The following is a 20,984-nucleotide window of genomic DNA, read 5'->3' on the forward strand; positions in this document are numbered from 1 at the left end:
ACGCATTGCACCCATCTCCGTGATCATACCAAGGCTGTGGCCTCAACCGGATGGTTGACAGCATGGCAGGCAACGCCGTCGATCAGGACGGGCGCTTCCTTCCGGCAGAGATCGAACGCCAGCGGGCAGCGCGGGTTGAAGGCGCAGCCGGGCGGCGGATGGATCGGATTGGGGATTTCGCCCTTGACCGGAATCCGCTGACGGCCGGACATTGCGAGATCCGGAACTGCGCCCAGCAGCATCTTGGTGTAGGGCATTCGGGGATTGGCGAACAGCTCGCGGCCTTCGGCGATCTCGACGATGCGGCCGAGATACATCACGCCGATCCGGGTTGCCATGTGGCGGACCACGGCGAGGTTGTGGCTGATCAAGAGGTAGGTCAGCCCGAACTTGTCCTGCAGGTCGCGCATCAGGTTGAGGATCTGCGCCTGCACGGAAACATCCAGCGCCGAAGTGGGCTCGTCGCAGACGATGAACTCGGCTTCCGATGCCAGCGCGCGTGCGATCGCGATGCGCTGGCGCTGGCCGCCGGAGAATTCATGCGGATATTTCAGGCCGTCGTCGGGATGCAGGCCGACGACGCTCAACAATTCACCGACGCGCATGCGAATGTCGCGCTCGCCCTCGATCAGGTCGAAGGCGCGGATCGGCTCGGAGACGATGGCGTCGACCCGAAAACGCGGATTGAGGCTAGCGTAAGGATCCTGGAAGATCATCTGAATGCGGCGCCGCAGCCGCTGCCGCGCCTGGGCCTGCCTCGCATTCGTCATCGACACGCCATCGATGACCACTTCGCCCGAGGTCGGCGGCAGCAATCCCACCACCATCCGCGCCACGGTGGTCTTGCCCGAGCCGGACTCGCCGACAAGCGCGAATGTTTCGCCCTTCCTGATGTCGAAGGTCACACCGTCGACGGCTTTCAGGTATTCCAGGTGGCCACCTTCCAGCACGCGGTTGAGCCACGGTTTTGAGACGTCGAACACGCGGCGCAAATTTCTTACATCGACAAAGGAGGCCGTCATGCCGCGGTCTCCTTCGCGGTTTCGTTTGGCGCGGTATCGAAGAGATGGCAGGCCACGGCATGCGAGCCGTGCTTGAGCGGCTCCGGCCGTTCGACGCGGCAACGATCGAACGCGAAGGCGCAGCGCGGATTGAACGAGCAGCCCGGCGGGATTGCCGACAGCCGCGGCATCGAGCCCGGAATCTGCACCAGCCGCTTGTCTTCGCCGGCCAGCGTCGGAATCGCGCCCATCAGTCCCTTCGCGTAGGGATGGAGCGGGTTCTGCACAACGTCCTGCACGGGGCCGATCTCGGCGATCCGTCCCGAATACATCACAGCAACCCGGTCGGAGGTCTCGGCGATCACGCCCATGTCGTGGGTGACCAGCATGACGGCGGTGCCGTGATCGCGTCCCAGGCGCTTGATCAGCGAGATGATCTGCGCCTGCACGGAGACGTCGAGCGCGGTGGTCGGCTCGTCGGCGATGATCAGTTCCGGTTCGGCGCAGATCGCCAGCGCAATCACGACGCGCTGGCGCATGCCGCCGGAGAATTCGTGCGGATAGGCGTCGATGCGCTTTTCCGGCGCAGGAATTCCGACCTCGGCCAAGAGATCGATGGCGCGCTTGCGCGCCGCGGTCTCGGAAAGATTCATGTGGGTCCGGATCGTCTCCACGATCTGGTCGCCGATTCGATAGAGCGGATTGAGGCTGGTCAGCGGATCCTGGAAGATCATCCCGATCCGCTTTCCGCGGATGCGGCGGATTTCTTCCGGCGGAAGATGGTCGATCCGTGTTCCCGACAGATAGATCTCGCCGCCTGCGATGCGGCCGGGAGGATCGATCAGCCCGATCACGGCTAGCCCCGTAACGGATTTGCCGGCGCCGGACTCGCCGACCACCCCGAGCACTTCGCCCTTGGCGATGTCGAAGGAGACGCCGTTGATCGCGCGCAGCGTGCTGCGGCGGGTGAGGAATTCCACCTCGAGGTTACGCACGGAGAGGACAGGAATGGTCATCGGAGCTTTGGATTGAGCGCGTCGCGCAGCCAGTCGCCGAGCAGGTTGATGGCGAGGATCAGTCCCGCCAGCGCAATGCCGGGGAAGGCCACGATCCACCATTCGCCGGCGAACAGATAATTGTTTCCGATCCGGATCAGGGTGCCGAGCGAGGGCATGGTGTCGGGCATGCCGGCGCCCAGGAACGACAGCGTCGCCTCGGTAATGACGGCGAGCGCGAGGTTGATGGTCGCGATCACCAGGATCGGTCCCATCGTGTTCGGCAGCACGTGCCGGAAAATGATCTTAGGCGCGGGAAGGCCGATCAACTGCGCTGCCGCGACATAGTCCTTGTTCTTCTCGACCATGACGGAGCCGCGCACGGTGCGGGCATACTGCACCCAGAAACTCAGGCCGATCGCGACCACCAGCACCGCCAGCGTACTCATGGCATCCAGCCGGTTGCCGAACACGGACTTGGCGACGCCGTTGACCAATAGCGCGATCAGGATCGCGGGGAAGGTGAGCTGCACGTCGGCGATGCGCATGATCAGTCCGTCGACCGCACCACCGACATAGCCGGCGACCAGCCCGAGCGTGATGCCGAGCGTGCCGGCAAAGATGACGCCGAGCACGCCGACCACGAGCGAGATCCGCAAACCGTAAAGAATGGCGGAAAACACGTCGCGGCCCTGTTCGTCGGTGCCGAGCAGGAACGGGCTCTGGCCGTCGGCGGTCCACAGCGGCGAGATCCGCGAATTCATCAATTGCAGCTGCGCCGGATCGAACGGGTTCTGCACCGCGAGCTGGGAAGCAAAGACCGCCAGCAGGAAGAACAGGAGCGTCACGGCCGCCGCGACCATGGTCATTCGGGAGCGGCGGAACGAATAGAAGATGTCGCTGTCGAGCGCGCGCTTCAACCAGCCCGTGCCGGAGCGCGCTCGCGGCGCGCTGGGCTCTACTCGGTGTGGGACGACGGCGTCGGACATTGGGCGTCTCGTTTAGGCCGGACGGCTGATGGTCGAGCGCAGGCGCGGATCGACGATGGTGTACAGGATATCGACCACCAGATTGATGGTGACGAAGATCAGCGAGACCATCAGCAGGTAGGCCGCCATGATCGGGATATCGACATTTTGCACCGCCTGCACGAACAACAATCCCATACCCGGCCACTGGAAGACGGTTTCAGTGATGATGGCAAATGCAATTACCGAGCCAAACTGCAGCCCTGCCACAGTGATGACCGGAACCAGTGTGTTCTTCAGCGCATGGCCGAAATGGATTGCGCGTGTCGTGAGGCCGCGGGCGCGGGCGAAGCGAATGTAATCGGTACGGAGCACTTCAAGCATTTCAGCGCGCACCAGCCGCATGATCAGGGTCATCTGGAACAGCCCCAGCGTGATCGAGGGCATGATCAGCGCCTTGAGGCCGGAAAGCGTGAGCAGACCAGTCGTCCACCAGCCGATCCGCACCACGTCGCCGCGCCCGAACGAGGGCAGCCAGCCCAGCGTGACCGAGAACAGATAGATCAGGAGAATGCCGATCAGGAACGTCGGCAACGAGATTCCGATCAGCGACACCGCCTGGAATATCTTGGTCAAGAACGTGTCGCGTCGCAGCGCCGAATAGACCCCCATCAGGATGCCGAACACCATGGCGAAAACGGTGGCGCAGGCGGCGAGTTCCAGCGTCGCCGGCATCCGCTCCATCAACAGGTTCGAAACCGGCTGGCGGAATTGGTAGGAGACGCCGAACTTGAATTGCGCGGCATTGGCGAAGTAGCGGGCGAACTGCACCGGCACGGGATCGTCGAGGCCGAGAGATTTGCGCACCGCCTCGCGTTCAGCGGCCGGCGTATCCAATGAGACGATCTGGTTGACGGGGTCGCCGGCGAAGCGGAACATCGAGAACGCGATGACGCCGACCGCGATCATGACGCCGATGGCCTGGATAGCGCGGCGAAGAGTGAAAGCGAGCATGGATTCCTTTCACTGCTCTCTAGAGCATGCTTCAACTGAGTTGAATCATGCTCGTCGGTCATCTTATTGTTTGAGCATGATCTTTCGGAAAACCGGTACCCACTTTTCCGGATCATGCTCTAGATGCGGCGGCGGACGTCGCTGTCGCCTCGAAAGGAAAAGTCCCGGAAGCCGCTAAGCCGCCGGGACCTGTGTTGACGCCTGGCTAGTCCTGTTTGGTCGCCCAGTACAGCAGGACCTGATTGTCGGCGCGCTGGCTCAGCTTCACTTTCTTCGACACGCCCCACGCCAGCGCCTGCTGGTGCAGCGGGATATATCCAAAGTCCTTGGCGCCGATTTCGTACGCTTGCTTGATCAGGAGTTCGCGCTTGGCCATGTCGGATTCCTGCAGGACCTTGTCGGTGAGGGCGTCGAGGTTCTTGTTGCAGTAGCCGCCGAGATTGCCCTCGCCGCGGCTTGACTTCGGATCGTCGCGGCAGCCCATGATGTCGTACAGGACGTTGTGGGAGTCGAGCGTGCCGGGAGTCCAGCCGAGCAGGTAGAATGAGGTCTGGTAGCCGCCGGGCTTCAGCACCTTGGCGAAATATTGCGCCTTGGGCTGGGCCAGCAGCGTTACCTTGACGCCGATCCTGGCCAGCATGCCGACGACCGCCTGACAGATCGCGGCGTCGTTGACATAACGGTCGTTGGGGCAGTCCATCGTGACTTCGAAGCCATCGGGATAACCGGCTTCGGTCAGAAGCTTCTTGGCGCCGTCGGGATCTAACTTCGGCCGCGTGAAGTCACCGGACAGCTTGAACAGTTGCGGCGCGATCATCAGCGGCGAGGGCGTCGACAGACCGCGCATGACGCGGGTCTTGATCAGTTCGATGTCAACGGCCTTGAAGAAGGCCTCGCGCACCTTGACGTCCTTGAACGGGTTCTTGCCCTTGATGTTGGAATAGAGCAGTTCGTCGCGCACCTGATCCATGCCGAGGAAGATGGTGCGAAGTTCCGGTCCCTTCAGCACCTGGGCGTTCGGAGTGGAATCCACCCGCGAAATATCCTGGATCGGAACCGGCTCGATGACGTCGACTTCGCCCGAGAGCAGGGCGGCGACGCGCGTGGCGTCCGAGCCGATCGGCGTGAAGATGATTTCCTTGAGGTTATGCTCGGGCTTGCGCCACCAGTTCGGATTGGCCTTGAACACGGTCTTGACGCCCGGCTGATGGCTTTCGATCGAGAAGGCGCCGGTGCCGTTGGCGTTGAGCGAGGCAAAGCTCGGTGTCGTAGCTGCTGCGGGCGTCGGGTCGACGGAATTATTCGCCTCGGCCCACTTCTTGCTCATGATGTACCAGGTATCCCATTGCGAATTGAGAATGGGATTTGGCGAGGTCAGGACGAAGTCCACCGTGTAGTCGTCGACCTTGACGACCTTGGCGTCGGTGGGAATGCGGGTCTGCAGGTTCGAGCCTTTTTTGCGAACGCGATCCGCCGAGAATACCACGTCGTCGGCGGTGAAGGGATCGCCGTTCTGGAATTTCACGCCCTTGCGCAAATGGAACCGCCAGCGGGTCGGCTCCGGCGTTTCCCAGCTCTCCGCCAGCGCCGGGATGATCTTCAGGTCCCTGTCGCGGGCCACCAGGCCTTCGAAGACATGTCCGAGATGGGCGTGGGTGGTGCTCTCGTTCAGCGTGTAGGGGTCGAGCGATTTGAGGTCGCCCTGGTTGGCGTAGCGCAGGGTCTGGGCCGATGCCGGGACCATCGCGAGCGCGATGATTGAAGCAGTGGCCGCTGCAAGCAAACTCCGACGTACCGACATTTGTTCGATTTCCCCGCTTTGATCAGCAATTTCCGCGCCTAACGGCGGATATTGCCGAGCCATGTTGCCAAAGTCCAGCCGCCGCGCAAGCTTCATTATCCCGCACCGCGTGCCGGTTTGCGCGGCGGTGCGGTATTGATTAGCTTCACCATAAGCCGTGCGTGCAAGCACGTTACATTAAACTTTCGGAGTGCCGGATGGCGGAACTGAAGGCCGACGTTCTCGTTCTGGGTGCGGGCATGGTCGGCGTGAGCGCCGCTTTGCACCTGCAGAAACGCGGCAGGAACGTGGTTCTGATCGACCGGCATGAGGTTGCCGGCGAGGAAACCAGTCATGGCAATGGCGGACTGATCGAATGCGCCTCGGTCTTTCCCTACATGTTTCCGCGCGACCTGGGCCAGATCCTGCGTTACGCGTTCCTTCGCGCGCCCCAGGTGCGTTACCATTTCAGGGATTTGCCGGCCTTCCTGCCGTGGCTGACACGGTATTTCCTCGCCTCATCACCGGAGCGTGCACTGCACAGCGCGATGGCCGAATTGCCGTTGATCCAGCGCAGCCTGATCGAGCATGAGGCGTTGATCGCGGAAGCCAACGTGCCGGAGCTGTTGCGGCGGACCGGTTGGATCAAGCTGTTTCGCTCCGAGGCGACGCTTGCGGGCGCCGTGCAGGATCTGGAGCGCGCCCGGCAATATGACGTCGCGGGCGAGGTTCTCGACGCCCCGGCGATAATTGCGCGCGAGCCGCATCTGACCGGCGATTTCAGCGGCGCAATCCATTTTCCGGCACCGGGCTTCGTGCCGGATCCCGGCGGCCTGGCCAAAGCCTATTCGGCGCTGTTCGGCCGCAAGGGCGGGCGATATCTTGTCGGTGACGCACGAACGCTCGAACAATCCGGCGGGCGGTGGCGGGTGGCGACGCTGGAAGGCACCATTACGGCGCGCGACGTCGTGGTGGCGATGGGGCCGTGGTCCGATCAGATTTTTGCGCCGCTCGGCTATTCGATCCCGCTTCAGGTCAAGCGTGGTTACCATTTACACGTCAAACCGCGCGGCAACGCGATCTTGAACCATCCCGTGCTGGACACCGATCTCGGCTATCTGCTGGCGCCGATGAACCGCGGAATTCGCCTGACGACCGGTGCTGAGTTTGCCCACCGCGATGCGCCGCCGACCCCGGTCCAGGTCGAGCAGGCCCTGCCGCGGGCGCACCGACTGTTTCCGCTGGGCGAGCCGGCCGACACCAAGCCCTGGATGGGCGCGCGGCCCTGTCTGCCCGATATGTTGCCGGTCATCGGCAAGGCCCCTCGCCATGGCGGGCTTTGGTTCAATTTCGGCCACCAGCACCACGGCCTGACGCTCGGACCCGCAACCGGCCGCCTGCTGGCTGAAATGATGGCCGGCGAGACCCCGTTTGCCGACGCCAGGCCCTTTGCCGTCGAACGCTTTGGTTGACCATATGGGGATTGAGAGGGCCGGGGGCGGGCGCTTGTCCTTGCGCGATCAGGGCGATCGTGGCGATACTGCAGCAAGCCAGCAAGAGGAGCGGTCATGAAAGTTAACGTCGAAATCGATTGTACACCGCTGGAGGCCAGGCAGTTTTTCGGATTGCCTGACGTCTCGCCGATGCAGACCGCCGTGATGGACAAGATGCAGCAGCAGGTGATGGCCAATATCGAAAAGGTTTCTCCGGAATCGCTGATCCAGAGCTGGTTCACGTTCGATCCCAAGATCGCCGAGCGGTTCCAGGACATGTTCGTGACCATGTCTGGTCTTGGCGGCATGGGTCAGAAGGACAAGAAGTAAGTGGCCATCGCGGAGGGCGGGGCAGTGACGGACGAGCAAAGGCTCCGGCCGCCGAGCCTGTTCCTGATGCTGGCCGAAACGAGGGCCTTGTTCGAGCTGAACTCGAGCCTCTTGCTGTCGCCGCTATTGTTGCGCGCGCCGAAGGGCGACGGGCATCCGGTGCTGGCGCTGCCGGGCTTTCTCGCCAGCGATCTGTCGATGGCGCCGATGCGGCGCTACCTGAAAGAACTCGGCTACGATACTTATGCGTGGAACATGGGCCGCAATTTCGGCGGCGTCGCTTCCAAGCGCGGAGCGTTGCGTGATCTCCTGCGGCGCATTCATGAATCGACCGGCCGCAAGGTCAGCCTGATCGGCTGGAGTCTCGGCGGCGTCTATGCGCGCGATCTCGCCCTGCAGAGGCCGGACATGGTGCGCTCCGTGATCACGCTCGGCAGTCCATTTGCCAACGACATCCGCGCGACCAACGCCACGCGGCTCTATGAGGCGCTGTCGGGGGAGACGGTCGACGACAATCCGGAAATCCTGGCGGCGATCGCCGGTGACCTGCCGGTGCCGGCGACCTCGATCTATTCCCGTACCGATGGGATCGTGAACTGGCACACCAGCCTGTTGCGTCCTTCCGAAACTGCCGAGAACATCGAAGTGCATCTCGCCAGCCATATTGGGCTCGGCGTCAACCCCGCAGCATTATGGGCGGTGGCCGACCGTCTGGCGCAGCCCGAGGGGGAATTTAAGCATTTTGACCGATCAGGACCATTTGCCATTGCCTATGGCCCCCCTGAAAATGCACAATCCTGAGCCAACGCCCTGAGCAAAGGGCAAGAATTCGGAAGATCCGGCCCGGCAATTGATGCGGGATGGCTAGGGGTTTTCGGATATGCTCCAATAATAAAGACATTCTAGACGCCAGAAGCGCCGCTAAGGCGCCGCGTTTTCTACTGCGGGAGGAAAATATGGCGGACGCCAAGAAACTGTCTTCGATGGACGCGTCGTTTCTGTATCTGGAAACGCCGGAGATGCCGATGCATGTCGGCAGCATGGCGATCTTCCGCCTGCCCGAGAACTATAACGGCAACTTCTTCGAGGACTTCAAGGCGATGATCGCCTCGCGGCTGCACATCGCGCCGATCCTCAAAGCCCGTCTGGAAAAGGCCCCGCTCGACATCGATCATCCGTCCTGGGTCGAGGACGACCAGTTCGACATCGACCGTCATATCTTCCGCGGCAGCCTTCCGGCGCCGTATGACCGCGCCACGCTGGAACGCCTCGTCGGCTGGATGCACGCAAAACTCCTAAATCGCGCCCGGCCGCTGTGGGAGTTCTACGTCTTCGAGGGCATGAAGAACAACGAGATCGGGCTCTATTCCAAGATGCACCATGCCTGCATCGACGGCGGCGCAGGCGCGGCGCTGACCAACATGATCTATGACGTCACCCCGGTGCCGCGCGTGGTCGAGCAACCGGTTCCGCAGGCCAAGGGCGGCAACGAGCCGCGCGACATCGCCGCCAACCTGATCGATTCCTACCAGCAACTCTGGCGCCAGCCCTTCGATGGCTCCTCGACGCCGAAGACCCTCGACCTGCCGCGTTCGGGCAAGAGCGATCTCGGATCGATCCTGTTTGATAACGCGATGTTCCAGATCGAGAGCGCGGTGAAATTCGCCGGCAGCATTCCGGCGATGCTCAAGAGCGTCTCCGACGTGGTCGGCAAGATCTCCGATCCGAAGTCGCGTGACAGCATCGCCAGCATGGTCTCTCCGCCGACGATTTTGAACAAGGCGATTTCATCCGAGCGCAGCTTTGCCGGTACTTCGATCTCGCTGTCGAGGGCGAAGGCGGTCGCCAAGGCATCCGGCGGCAAGCTCAACGACGTGGTGCTGGCGCTCTCTTCAGGTGTGGTCCGGCGCTATCTCCTGGAACGGGGCGCCTTGCCCGCCAAGTCGATGACGGCAGCGGTGCCGATCTCGCTGCGCGAGGAGGGCAACACCGAGGCCAACAACCAGGTGTTCGGCATGATCTGCTCGATCGCCACCAATATCGAGAACCCGAAGGAGCGGCTGGAGGCAATCATCGCGCAATCCACCAAATCAAAGGAGATGTCGCATCCGCTGCGGGCCTTCATGCCGCAGGTCTCGAACGTCTCGATGCTCGGCGCGCCGATCCTGGTGCAGATCATGGCGCTGCTCTACAGCCGCTCCGACTTGTCGAACGTGTTGCCGCCGTCCGCCAACATCACGGTGTCCAACGTGCCGGGGCCGCGGCAGACGCTTTATGCAGCAGGTGCGGAGTTGCTGCACATCTTCCCGGTGTCGATCTCCACCCACGGGATTGCGCTCAACATCACCGTGCAGAGCTACCGCGACCAGCTCGATTTCGGCTTCATCGCCGGCGCCAACATCATTCCGCATGTCCAGGTTATGTGCGACATGCTCCCTCGCGAATTTGAAGCGCTGGAGGCAGCGTTCGCGCCGCCGCCGAGCATGACCAGCGCGGCTGAATAGGGGCTGGTGATGATTGAAATGCCGCCACTGCAGTTCGCCCAGGTGAACGGTATTCGCATGGGCTATTACGAGGCGGGCCCGACCTCCGACACGCCGCCGGTCATCCTGTGCCACGGCTGGCCGGAAATCGCGTTCTCCTGGCGTCACCAGATCAAGGCCTTGAGCGAGGCCGGTATCCGGGTGATCGCGCCGGATCAGCGCGGCTATGGCGCGACCGACCGGCCCGAGCCGGTCGAGGCCTACGACATCGAGCATCTGACCGGCGATCTCGTCGGGCTGCTCGACCATCTCGAAATCCACAAGGCGATCTTCGTCGGTCACGACTGGGGCGGCTTCATCGTCTGGCAGATGCCGCTGCGGCATCTCGATCGCACCGCGGGCGTCGTCGGTGTCAATACCCCTCACATGGACCGCGCGCCGGCGGATCCCATCGAACTGTTCCGCATGCGCTTCGGCGACCAGATGTATATCGTGCAGTTTCAGGACCCGGCGCGCGAACCCGATCGAATATTCGGCAGCCGGGTCGAGCAGACCTTTGATGCCTTCATGCGCAAGCCGGTGCCACGCAGCGACACCGCGCCCGCAGACCAGCCGGTCGCCGGTGTCGGCGCCTCGCCTAGGCTCAACCTGGCGTTTCCGCAAATGATCGCCGGCTACGACGCCAAACATGATCCGCGCACGCCGATCCTGAGCCCGGAGGAAAAGAAGGTGTTCGTCGATACCTTCACCAAAACCGGCTTCACCGGCGGCATCAATTGGTACCGCAATATGTCGCGCAACTGGCAGCGTTCGGAGTGGCTTGACCACACCGTGCGGGTACCGTCGCTGATGATCATGGCCGAAAACGATCACGTACTGCCGCCATCGGCCGCCGACGGCATGGAGAAGCTCGTCCCCGATCTGGAGAAATATCTGGTGCGCGACAGCGGCCATTGGACGCAGCAGGAAAAGCCTGACGAGGTCAGCGCCAAGCTGATCGAATGGCGTAAGAAGCGGTTTGGGTGAGGATACGCGAGTAGCAAGCCGTCATTGCGAGGAGCGCAGCGACGAAGCAATCCATTCTTTCTTTCCGCTGAGCGATGGATTGCTTCCGCCTTCGCTCTTCGAGCTACGGCGGACAAGTCGCTTCGTGGCAATAAGGCTAAGGCAGGCAGGAGACACTTCGACAATGGCGTCCAGCAATAAACTGAACCCGATACCGCATCCGCCGAAAAAGCCTGTCGTCGGCAACATGCTGTCGCTGGACCCCAACGCGCCGGTGCAGCATCTGGTGCGGCTCACCAAGGAGCTGGGGCCGATCTTCTGGCTGGACATGATGGGTGCGCCGCTCGTCATTGTTGGCGGCCACGATCTGATCGACGAGCTCTCGGATGAGAAGCGCTTCGACAAGGCGGTGCGCGGTTCGCTGCGCCGCGTCCGAGCTGTCGGCGGTGACGGGCTGTTCACCGCCGATACCAGTGAGCCGAACTGGAGCAAGGCGCACAACATCCTGCTGCAGCCGTTCGGCAACCGCGCGATGACGTCCTACCATCCGAGCATGGTCGACATCGCCGAGCAGCTCGTGAAGAAATGGGAGCGGCTCAACGCCGACGAGGAAATCGACGTCGTGCACGACATGACGGCGCTGACGCTCGACACCATCGGCCTCTGCGGCTTCGACTACCGCTTCAATTCATTCTATCGCCGCGACTATCACCCGTTCGTGGAATCGCTGGTGCGCTCGCTCGAGACCATCATGATGACCCGCGGCCTGCCGCTGGAAGGCCTGTGGCTGCAGAAGCGCCGCAAGACGCTCGCCGAGGACGTCATGTTCATGAACAAGATGGTCGACGAGATCATCGCCGAGCGCCGCAGCAATGCGGAATCCGCCGAGGGCAAGAAGGACATGCTCGGCGCCATGATGACCGGCGTCGACCGCGCCACCGGCGAGCAGCTCGACGACGTCAACATCCGCTACCAGATCAACACCTTTTTGATCGCGGGCCATGAGACCACCAGCGGGCTTTTGTCGTGCACCATCTATGCGCTGCTCAAGCATCCGGAAGTGCTCAAGAAGGCCTATGAAGAGGTCGACCGCGTGCTCGGGCCTGACGTCAATACGCGGCCGACCTATCAGCAGGTTACGCAGCTCACCTACATCACGCAGATTTTGAAGGAGGCGCTGCGGCTGTGGCCGCCGGCGCCGGCCTATGGCATCGCGCCGCTTCAGGACGAAACCATCGGCGGCAAGTACAGACTGAAGAAGAATACTTTCGTCACGGTGCTCGTGATGGCGCTGCATCGCGATCCCAGCGTCTGGGGTCCGAACCCGGACGCGTTCGACCCCGAGAATTTCAGCCGCGAGGCCGAGGCCAAGCGTCCGGTCAACGCCTGGAAGCCGTTCGGCAACGGCCAGCGCGCCTGCATCGGGCGTGGCTTTGCGATGCACGAGGCGGCGCTTGCGATCGGCCTGGTCCTGCAGCGCTTCAAGCTGATCGACACGCACCGCTACCAGATGCACCTGAAGGAAACGCTGACGATCAAGCCCGACGGCTTCAAGATCAAGGTGCGGCCGCGCGCCGACAAGGATCGCGGCGCCTTCGCTGGGCGGGCTGCAGTGGCCGCCGCCGCCTCGAACGCGGCGGCGCCGCAGGCGCGGACTCGTCCGGGGCACAACACGCCGCTATTGGTACTCTACGGCTCCAACCTCGGCACCGCCGAAGAGCTGGCGACGCGGATGGCTGACCTCGCCGAGGTCAACGGCTTTGCGACCAAGCTCGGCGCGCTGGACGATTACGTCGGCAAGCTGCCCGAGGAGGGCGGACTGCTGGTCTTCTGTGCTTCCTACAACGGCGCCGCCCCTGATAACGCGACGCAGTTCGTCAAATGGCTGGACGGCGGCCTGCCGAAGGATGCGCTCGCCAAGGTGCGCTACGCCGTGTTCGGCTGCGGCAACAGCGACTGGGCGGCGACCTATCAATCCGTGCCGCGGATGATCGACGAGCAGTTGGCGGCGTATGGCGCGCGCAGCCTTTATGCTCGCGGCGAGGGCGATGCCCGCAGCGATCTCGACGGCCAGTTCGAGAAATGGTTCGCGAAGGCCGCGCCCGCGGCGATGAAGGAACTGGGCGTCGATTCCAGCTTCGCCCGCAGCGCTGACGACGCGCCGCTCTATTCGATCGAACCGGTAGCGCCCTCGGCCGTCAACGCGCTCGTTGCGCAGGGCGGCGTTGCGCCGATGAAAGTGTCGGTCAATTCCGAGCTGCAGAACAGGAGCGGCGCCAATCCTTCCGACCGCTCGACGCGGCATATCGAGGTGCAATTGCCGCCCGGCATCACCTATCGCGTCGGCGACCATCTCAGCGTCGTCCCGCGCAACGATCCGGCGCTGGTGGATTCCGTCGCGCGACGCTTCGGCTTCCTGCCCGGTGATCAGATTCGGCTGCAGGTCGCCGAAGGCCGCCGCGCGCAGTTGCCGGTCGGCGATGTCGTCTCGGTCGGGCGATTGCTGACCGAATTCGTCGAGCTGCAGCAGATCGCGACCCGCAAGCAGATCCAGATCATGACGGAACACACGCGCTGTCCCGTCACCAAGCCGAAGCTGCTCGCCTATGTCGGCGACGATGGTGCTTCTGCGGAGTGTTACCGCTCGGACGTGCTGACAAAACGCAAATCGGTGTTCGATTTGCTGGAGGAGCACCCGGCCTGCGAATTGCCGTTCCACGCCTATCTGGAAATGCTGTCGCTGCTGGCGCCGCGCTATTATTCGATCTCGTCGTCGCCGTCGGGCGATCCGGCGCGCTGCAGCGTCACCGTCGGCGTCGTCGAAGCGCCCGCCAGTTCGGGACGCGGCGTCTACAAGGGCGTGTGCTCGAACTATCTCTCCGGTCGCCGCGTCGGCGATAACGTTCATGCCACCGTGCGCGAGACCAAGGCCGGCTTCCGCCTGCCCGACGATCCGGCCCAGCCCGTGATCATGATCGGCCCCGGCACGGGGCTGGCGCCATTCCGCGGCTTCCTGCAGGAGCGCGCGCATCGCAAGGCGCAGGGCGCGAAGCTCGGCCCCGCGATGCTGTTCTTCGGCTGCCGCCATCCCGAACAGGATTTTCTCTATGCGGATGAATTGAAGGCCTTTGCCACTGATGGCATTGCAGAGCTGCACACCGCGTTCTCGCGCGCCGACGGGCCGAAGACCTATGTGCAGCATCAGGTGGCGGCGCAGAAGGAGCGCCTCTGGAGCCTGATCGAGCAGGGCGCGATCGTCTACGTCTGCGGCGACGGCAGCAAGATGGAACCCGACGTCAAGGCCGCGCTGGTTGCGATCTATCGCGAAAAGTCAGGCGCCGACGCCGACGCCGGCCTGCGCTGGATCGACGACCTCGGCACCAGGAATCGTTACGTGCTGGATGTGTGGGCCGGCGGGTAGCTTCTTCGTAGGGTGGGCAAAGCGCAGCGTGCCCACCATCTCTCCGAAATCGTTGGCGTCAATGGTGGGCACGCTGCGCTTTGCCCACCCTACGGCCCTTCGCTAGCCGCGATATCGCGCAAGCATGCTACAAGCCTTGGCATGATTCCCTGGGAAAAAATCGACACCGCCCGCATTCCCGGCACTGATGACGAACTCCGCCTGAAGCGGCGCGGCAAGGAGTTTTCCATCATGCTCGGCACCAACGAGCTGATGAACAGCCGCCTCTCGGGCTCGGAGGCTGCGCTGGCAACGCTCGCGGCGAAGAAGATCGAAAAGGTTGCAGAACCTCATTTGCTCATCGGCGGCCTCGGAATGGGCTTTACGTTGCGTGCCGCGCTCGCCGTGCTTGGAAACAAAGCGCAGATCGTGGTGGCCGAACTGGTGCCCGCGGTCGTCGCCTGGGCGCGGGGTCCGATGGCGGAAATTTTTGGCGACAGCCTGAATGATGCGCGCGTGAGCATTCGCGAATCCGACGTCACCGAAATCATCCGCGCGCACCGTTTGAAGTTCGACGCCATTCTGCTCGACGTCGACAACGGCCCGGAGGGGCTGACCCGCAAGGCCAATGACGCGCTCTATAGTCCGTCCGGATTGGATGCGGCGCGCGCGGCGTTGCGGCCGGGCGGCGTGCTGGCGGTCTGGTCTTCCGGGCCCAATGCGCCGTTCACCAAGCGGCTTCGCGGCGCAGGCTTCGACGTCAACGAGGTCAATGTCCGCGCCACCGGAAGGGGCGGCGGTGCGCGTCACGTCATCTGGATCGCGACCAAGAATTAGTGCGTGATCAACTCTCACTGTCGTCCCTGCGAACGCAGGGACCCATACGCCGCGGCCCGGCTCATGAAATGCGCTGGTTGACGCCTTGCTTAACTCACGACGCCCTGTGGTTATGGGTTCCTGCGTTCGCAGGAACGACGAAAGAGTCTACGCCGCCTTCGCCGCAGCGCCATGCGCGTGCTCGTCGATCGCGCCGATGATCTGCGGCCACATCGGGATCGGCAAGGCGTGGCCCATGCCTTCGATCATCAGCAGCTTTGCGCCTGATATCGACGCCGCGGTGTCCTTGCCGCCCTCGGGACGGACCAGCGGATCGACGGTGCCGTGAATGACGAGCGTCGGCACCTTTACCTGAGCCAACCGTTCCTTGCGGCTGCCGGAGGCCAGCACCGCCCGCAACTGCCTGCCGACGCCGTTCGGGTTGAGGCCGCGTTCATAGGTGCGCGCGGCGCGGGCAGGGTCGAGCGCCTCGTCCTCGGGGAAGGAGCCAACGCGCAGCACTTTCCAGGTTTTGGCAAACCGCACGAAATACTCTTCCTTGGTGGTGGGCGGCGGCGCCATCAGCATGGCGGCGGCCTCGCGCGTCGGCGGCGGAATTTTCGGATTGCCCGTCGTCGACATGATCGAGGTCAGCGAACGCACCCGCTCCGGGAACGAGATCGCGATTTCCTGGGCGATCATGCCGCCCATCGACGCGCCGACCAGATGCGCCGACTTGATGCCGAGCACATCCATCAGGCCGACCGTGTCCTTGGCCATGTCGATCAGCCGGTAAGGGGCGGCGACCGGGATCTTCAGGAACCGCAGCTTGAGCAGCTCGAACGGGGTCAGGCGCTTGCCGCCGGAAAGATGCGAGGATTTGCCGATGTCGCGGTTGTCGAAGCGGATGACGCGAAACCCGCGCGCGGCAAGCTGGCGGCAGAAATCGTCATCCCAGTGGATCATCTGGGCGCCGAGCCCCATGATCAGCAACAGCGGTTCCGCGGCCGGATCGCCGAAAATTTCGTAGCAGATGTCGATGCCGTTGGCGCGAGCGATCTGTGGCGGCTGATGGGCGAGCATCGCGTTTGTCTTCCCTTGGGTGACCTGAGCTTTGAGTAACTATGGCACGGTTTCCCGCACCGCAGAAGGCTTGGCAGTGGTTGACCGGCCCGCCGCAACGGTGTGGTATGGGGCAAAGTAAGCGAAGCGTGGCAAGCGCTCGTAACCGTGAGGGAGAGGGCGCCTATGGCCGACAAAGGCAACGACCCTGCCGCGATCTGGCAGACCATGCTCGGCGAAATGGAGAAGGGGTTCAACTCCTTCGCCAATCAGGCGATGACGTCGCCTGAATTTTCCAAGGTGATGAATCAGGTCGGCGGCGTGTCGGCGGGCGCCCAAAAGCAGCTTGGCGAGCTGATGGAGAAATACCTGCTGGCGATGAACCTGCCGAGCCGGGCGCAGATGGTCGGCATGGCCGAGCGGCTGCAGTCGATCGAAGGCCAGCTCAACGAGATCAAGGCGATGCTGCACCAGGTGCATCATAATTCGCTGGCGCAGGACGGCGGCCTTGGCACGCCGCGGCCGCCGCGCACCAAACGTCCGCCAACGGAGGGAGAGCAGAAATGAACGCCCCCGCGGGCCTCGATCTGGCTGACATCCCGGAACGGATCCAGTCCGAGGTGCAGCGCGCGATCCAGCGCAGCATCAAGGGCGTCGAATATTTTTCCTCGTCCGGCCCATCGCTCGGCTCGACGCCGAAGGATATCCTGGCCGTCCGCGGCACCATGAACCTCTATCACTATCGGCCGATCGCGGATGAAATCTACCGCATTCCGATCCTGATCGTGATGGCCACCACCAACCGTGGCTACATCCTCGACATGGTGCCGGGCCAGAGCTTTATCGAATTTCTCTTGAAGCGCGGCTACGACGTCTACATGCTGGACTGGACCGCGCCGAAGCCGGAAGAAAAATCCTTGCGGATGGAGGACTACGTCCTCGACTTCATCCCGGATTGCATCCGCCGCGTGCAGCAGGATTCCGGCGAGCACGACGTCACCGTGATCGGCTACTGCTTCGGCGGCGTGCTGTCGCTGCTCTACGGCTCGATCTTCAACGACGGGCCGATGAAGAACCTGATCTGCTTCACCACGCCGATCGATTTCCGCGAGATGAAGCTGTTCTCCAATTTCTCGGACCGGCGCTATTTCGATGTCGACAAGCTTGTCGACAGCATCGGCAACGTTCCGCCGGAAATGATCCTGTCCTCGTTCGAGATGCTGCGGCCGGCCTCGCGCACCGTCAGCCAGGTGCAATTGTGGGAAAACATCTGGAACGACGAATACGTCAAAGCTTACCGGATGATGGATCGCTGGGGCACGGACACCTTGCCGTTGGCCGGCGAGTACTTCCGCGCCATTACCAAGGACCTGATGTGGGACAACAAGCTCTACAACGACACCATGTCGGTTGGCGGACGCGCGGCGGATATCTCCAAAATCAAGGTGCCGATCCTGCATGCGGTCGCCGAGCACGACCACATCGTGCCCTATGACGCGGCAAAACACCTGATCACCAAGGTCGGCTCGACGGACAAGGAAGAGGTGATGCTGAAGGGTGGTCACGTCAGCGTCGTCGCCGGCGCCAACGCGATCAAGCGGCTGTGGCCGAAACTGGACTCCTGGTTAGGTAAGAGATCAACATGAGCGAAACACGTCCCTATCCGCGCCACGTCAAGACCGACGCCGGCGACATCGAATTCCGCATGATGGCGCGCGCCGACGAGCCCGCGGTGCTGGCGTTCGCGCAAAAGCTTCCGACGCATGATTTGCTGTTCCTGCCGCGCAATATCAGTCAGCCAAAAGTGCTGTCGGCCTGGGTCAATGAGATCGAACGCGGCGCCATCGCCAGCCTGCTGGCGGTGAAGGGCGGGGCGGTGGTCGGCTGCGGCACGCTGGTGCGCGACCCGCATTCCTGGTCACCCCATGTCGGTGAAATCCGGATGGTGGTGTCGCTTGATGTCCGCGGGCAGGGGGTTGGCCGGGCGCTGTCCCAGGAGACCTTTGCGCTGGCCCTGGGCGCCGGCCTGGAAAAGCTGTCGGTGCAGATGACGGTCGACCAGCAGGCGGCGATCACCCTGTTCGAAAGCCTGGGCTTCAAGGCCGAAGCCCTGCTGCGGGACCACGTCCGGGACGTCGACGGCAAGAAGCACGATATCGTCGTGCTCGGGCACAATGTGGCGCAGGTTCGGGCACAGATGGAAGCCTACGGGTTGCCGGGGGCCGTCCAGCACTAGCCAGACACAAAATCGCGAAAACAACCCCATGCAAAGTAGATGGGGCCAGCTTTGGCATTAGCCTAAAGTGGAACTTTTGCCGGTTCTCTGGGCAAACCGCTCATCCATCAGGCTTATCACGAATTCGTGATATCGCGCTGCAACATTGATGTTGCGCCGCACCATTAACTATGGCACAACGATCTCGCCCCGGGCCAATCCGGACGGGGTGAGCCCATAGCTCAAACCTGAGGATGGAGAGACCCCCATGACCAACGAAACCAATTCCGTGCTGAACACCGTCAAGGAAGCCTTCGCGCCCGTCACCGAGGCGTTCACCAAGCTTCAGAACCTGGAAGTTCCGGAAGCTGCCCGTGAGTTCGTGAAGAAGCAGGCCGAGACCGCCAAGGTTCGTGCCGCCGACATGCATGCCGGTTCCGAGAAGGTCACCGCTGCCATCGAGACCGCCGTTGCCGGTTCGGTTTCCGAGGCCGCCAAGATCAGCCGCAACATCCAGCAGGCGTTCTATCAGGACGCGGAAGCGTTCTTTGCCGGCATCGACAAGCTCGCTTCGGCCAAGTCGCTGAGCGAAGCCGCCCAGATCCAGTCGGACATGGTCCGTGCGCGCGGCGAAGTGCTCGTCTCGCGGGCGAAGGCCACCACCGAATATCTCGGCAAGCTCGTCGCCGATGGTGCCAAGACCGCGCAGGACAACTTCACCAAGGTCTACTCCAAGACCGCCTGATCGCGATCCGCCTGACAACTGCATTTTCGAAGGCCCGCTTAGGCGGGCCTTCTTTTTGTCGGGTATCACCATAGATCAACTCTGCATCTCCTCCGTCATTGCGAGGAGCGTAAGCGACGAAGCAATCCATCTCTCCGCTCGCGGTGAGATGGATTGCTTCGCTGCGCTCGCAAAGACGGAGTACGCTGACCCAGGCGCGAATCCTCTTCGAAAGCCGTCATGACGCTTCCCGCCACCTTCGTCATCGACACTCCCGGCGACGCCGCCCGCGCCGCCGAGCTGCGGCGCGTAAAATTGCTGGCAACGTCGGTGCTGGCGGTGACGTTTGCCATCTTCCTTGGCGCGAAGGCGTTGGTGCCTGTGCACCCCGTGTTCGGCTTCATCGCAGCCTTTGCCGAGGCCGCGACCATCGGCGGTCTCGCCGACTGGTACGCCGTGGTGGCGCTGTTCAAAAGGCCGCTGGGCCTGCCGATCCCGCACACCGCGATCATCCAGAGCAACCAGCAGCGCATCGCCGACAAGCTCGGTGAATTCATCGAGGTGCATTTCCTCGAGTCCGCCCCCGTCGAAGCAAAACTGCGGCAGATCGATTTCGGCTCGTTCATCGCCGACTGGCTGCGCGACCGCAAGCGCAGCGAGGATCTTGCGCGCTTTGCGCTGCGGCTGTTGCCGGAAGCGGTCGCGGCGACCGAGAATTCCGGGCTGATGACCTTCGTCAGCCGCCGCATCACCGCGCAACTGATGGCGATCGATCTGGCGCCGCTCGCCGCCGGAACGCTGCGCGCATTTGTGAAGGAAGGCCGCCATCAAGGCCTGCTCGACGATCTCCTGCGCGGCGTGCATCAGACCATGACGCAGGCCGAGACCATGGCGATGATTCGCGAGAAGATCCGCGCCGAGTTGCCGACGCTTTTGAAGCTGTATCGCGCCGACAAATTTCTGGTGAACAAGATCGTGGCGTCGGCAAGCGCCTTCTTCGAGGAAGTCCGCAACGATCCCGTGCATCCGTTTCGCGGCGAGTTCGACCGCATGGTGCTGACCTTCGTCGACCGGCTCGGCACCGATCCGGCCTACGCCGAACGCATCCAGGGCCTGAAGCGCGATCTCTTGGCTCGCCCCGAACTGTCCGGCCTCGCGCGTCATATCTGGGCGAACGCGCGCTCGTTCTTCGAGCGGAGCGCTTCCGGTGAAACGCAGGTGCTGGAGCAGTATCTGGTGCGCATGTTCGTGACGGCGGGCGAGGCGCTGGCCGGCGACGCCGAGCTGCGCGCTGAAATCAATCAGGGCCTCGTTGCCGTGCTCCGAACGGTCGTCGCCGAGCAGAAGAGCGGAGTCTCGGGCTTCATCGCCGACCAGGTCAAATCCTGGGACATGGGGCAGTTGATCTCGCTGATCGAAATCAACATCGGCCGCGACCTGCAATACATCCGCTTCAACGGCTCGCTGATCGGCGGGCTTGCAGGGCTTGCGCTCTACACCCTCGAATATCTGCTGCGGCTGCTGTGACTAATTAATCACGTCAACGCTTTTAGTTGTTCCGACTGTGATCTGCCCCGCTTGCAACGGCAAAACCGGTTCCTTAGCTTTTTATAGAACAATGTTGCGTTGCGAACGATTCTACTGCGCTGCGTCTAACTGAACCAGTGGTGTGGCTGCCGAGACGTAAGGGGCCCGCCC

At 62.8% G+C, this 20,984-nt stretch carries 18 protein-coding genes; 12 read left to right on the forward strand and 6 right to left on the reverse strand.

The genetic code is table 11. The annotated features are described in order from the left end of the window. Positions 1-23: 23 nt before the first annotated feature. The 5 genes from IVB05_RS15265 to IVB05_RS15285 form a co-directional block, all read right to left on the reverse strand. Complete coding sequence (locus IVB05_RS15265; RefSeq protein WP_247785168.1) at positions 24-1,022, reverse strand: oligopeptide/dipeptide ABC transporter ATP-binding protein; 999 nt, start codon at positions 1,020-1,022, stop codon at positions 24-26. Continuing rightward, complete coding sequence (locus IVB05_RS15270) at positions 1,019-2,017, reverse strand: ABC transporter ATP-binding protein (RefSeq protein WP_247785169.1); 999 nt, start codon at positions 2,015-2,017, stop codon at positions 1,019-1,021. The genes IVB05_RS15265 and IVB05_RS15270 overlap by 4 nt, the downstream gene beginning before the upstream one ends. Beyond that, positions 2,014-2,985 (reverse strand): ABC transporter permease, encoded by a 972-nt coding sequence (locus IVB05_RS15275; protein WP_247785170.1) that lies wholly within the window; start codon positions 2,983-2,985, stop codon positions 2,014-2,016. The genes IVB05_RS15270 and IVB05_RS15275 overlap by 4 nt, the downstream gene beginning before the upstream one ends. Positions 2,986-2,997: 12 nt before the next feature. Continuing rightward, positions 2,998-3,978, reverse strand: coding sequence for an ABC transporter permease (locus IVB05_RS15280; RefSeq protein WP_214485906.1), 981 nt, complete (start codon positions 3,976-3,978; stop codon positions 2,998-3,000). Positions 3,979-4,183: 205 nt separating this feature from the next. Continuing rightward, complete coding sequence (locus IVB05_RS15285) at positions 4,184-5,779, reverse strand: ABC transporter substrate-binding protein (RefSeq protein WP_247785171.1); 1,596 nt, start codon at positions 5,777-5,779, stop codon at positions 4,184-4,186. Positions 5,780-5,976: 197 nt separating this feature from the next. Between IVB05_RS15285 and IVB05_RS15290 the strand changes: the two genes are divergently transcribed. From IVB05_RS15290 to IVB05_RS15320, 7 genes are all read left to right on the forward strand, one after another. Beyond that, entirely contained in the window at positions 5,977-7,230 is a 1,254-nt protein-coding gene (locus IVB05_RS15290) for an FAD-dependent oxidoreductase (RefSeq protein ID WP_247785172.1), read from the forward strand. Positions 7,231-7,326: 96 nt separating this feature from the next. After that, positions 7,327-7,581 (forward strand): DUF6489 family protein, encoded by a 255-nt coding sequence (locus tag IVB05_RS15295; RefSeq protein ID WP_247785173.1) that lies wholly within the window; start codon positions 7,327-7,329, stop codon positions 7,579-7,581. Between the two features lie 66 nt (positions 7,582-7,647). Beyond that, positions 7,648-8,382 (forward strand): alpha/beta hydrolase, encoded by a 735-nt coding sequence (locus IVB05_RS15300; RefSeq protein ID WP_247786702.1) that lies wholly within the window; start codon positions 7,648-7,650, stop codon positions 8,380-8,382. A 155-nt stretch (positions 8,383-8,537) separates the two neighbouring features. Then, on the forward strand, positions 8,538-10,085 hold the full coding sequence (locus IVB05_RS15305) for a wax ester/triacylglycerol synthase family O-acyltransferase (RefSeq protein ID WP_247785174.1): 1,548 nt from the start codon (positions 8,538-8,540) through the stop codon (positions 10,083-10,085). A gap of 9 nt (positions 10,086-10,094) precedes the next feature. Next, complete coding sequence (locus IVB05_RS15310) at positions 10,095-11,090, forward strand: alpha/beta hydrolase (protein WP_247785175.1); 996 nt, start codon at positions 10,095-10,097, stop codon at positions 11,088-11,090. Positions 11,091-11,253: 163 nt separating this feature from the next. Continuing rightward, positions 11,254-14,490 carry a cytochrome P450 gene (locus IVB05_RS15315; RefSeq protein WP_247785176.1) on the forward strand — a complete coding sequence of 1,079 codons (3,237 nt, stop codon included), beginning with the start codon at positions 11,254-11,256 and terminating at the stop codon, positions 14,488-14,490. Between the two features lie 141 nt (positions 14,491-14,631). Further along, positions 14,632-15,306, forward strand: coding sequence for a spermidine synthase (locus tag IVB05_RS15320; RefSeq protein WP_247785177.1), 675 nt, complete (start codon positions 14,632-14,634; stop codon positions 15,304-15,306). Positions 15,307-15,453: 147 nt separating this feature from the next. On the opposite strand, the gene IVB05_RS15325 is transcribed toward IVB05_RS15320, so the two are convergent. Continuing rightward, positions 15,454-16,368, reverse strand: coding sequence for an alpha/beta hydrolase (locus IVB05_RS15325; RefSeq protein ID WP_247785178.1), 915 nt, complete (start codon positions 16,366-16,368; stop codon positions 15,454-15,456). A gap of 165 nt (positions 16,369-16,533) precedes the next feature. On the opposite strand from IVB05_RS15325, the gene IVB05_RS15330 reads away from it, so the two are divergent. The 5 genes from IVB05_RS15330 (at position 16,534) to IVB05_RS15350 (ending at position 20,813) form a co-directional block, all read left to right on the forward strand. Continuing rightward, positions 16,534-16,914: a hypothetical protein gene (locus IVB05_RS15330; protein WP_247785179.1), complete on the forward strand. Its 381-nt coding sequence runs from the start codon at positions 16,534-16,536 to the stop codon at positions 16,912-16,914. After that, on the forward strand, positions 16,911-17,993 hold the full coding sequence (locus tag IVB05_RS15335; RefSeq protein WP_247785180.1) for an alpha/beta fold hydrolase: 1,083 nt from the start codon (positions 16,911-16,913) through the stop codon (positions 17,991-17,993). The genes IVB05_RS15330 and IVB05_RS15335 overlap by 4 nt, the downstream gene beginning before the upstream one ends. Continuing rightward, positions 17,990-18,583 (forward strand): GNAT family N-acetyltransferase, encoded by a 594-nt coding sequence (locus IVB05_RS15340; protein WP_247785181.1) that lies wholly within the window; start codon positions 17,990-17,992, stop codon positions 18,581-18,583. The genes IVB05_RS15335 and IVB05_RS15340 overlap by 4 nt, the downstream gene beginning before the upstream one ends. Positions 18,584-18,830: 247 nt before the next feature. Continuing rightward, a complete protein-coding gene (locus tag IVB05_RS15345) occupies positions 18,831-19,307 on the forward strand; it encodes a phasin (protein ID WP_247785182.1) in 477 nt (158 codons plus the stop codon). Positions 19,308-19,526: 219 nt separating this feature from the next. Beyond that, positions 19,527-20,813, forward strand: coding sequence for a DUF445 family protein (locus tag IVB05_RS15350; protein ID WP_247785183.1), 1,287 nt, complete (start codon positions 19,527-19,529; stop codon positions 20,811-20,813). Positions 20,814-20,984 lie beyond the last annotated feature (171 nt).

The sequence above is a fragment of the Bradyrhizobium sp. 170 genome, from assembly GCF_023101085.1.
GTDB lineage: Bacteria > Pseudomonadota > Alphaproteobacteria > Rhizobiales > Xanthobacteraceae > Bradyrhizobium.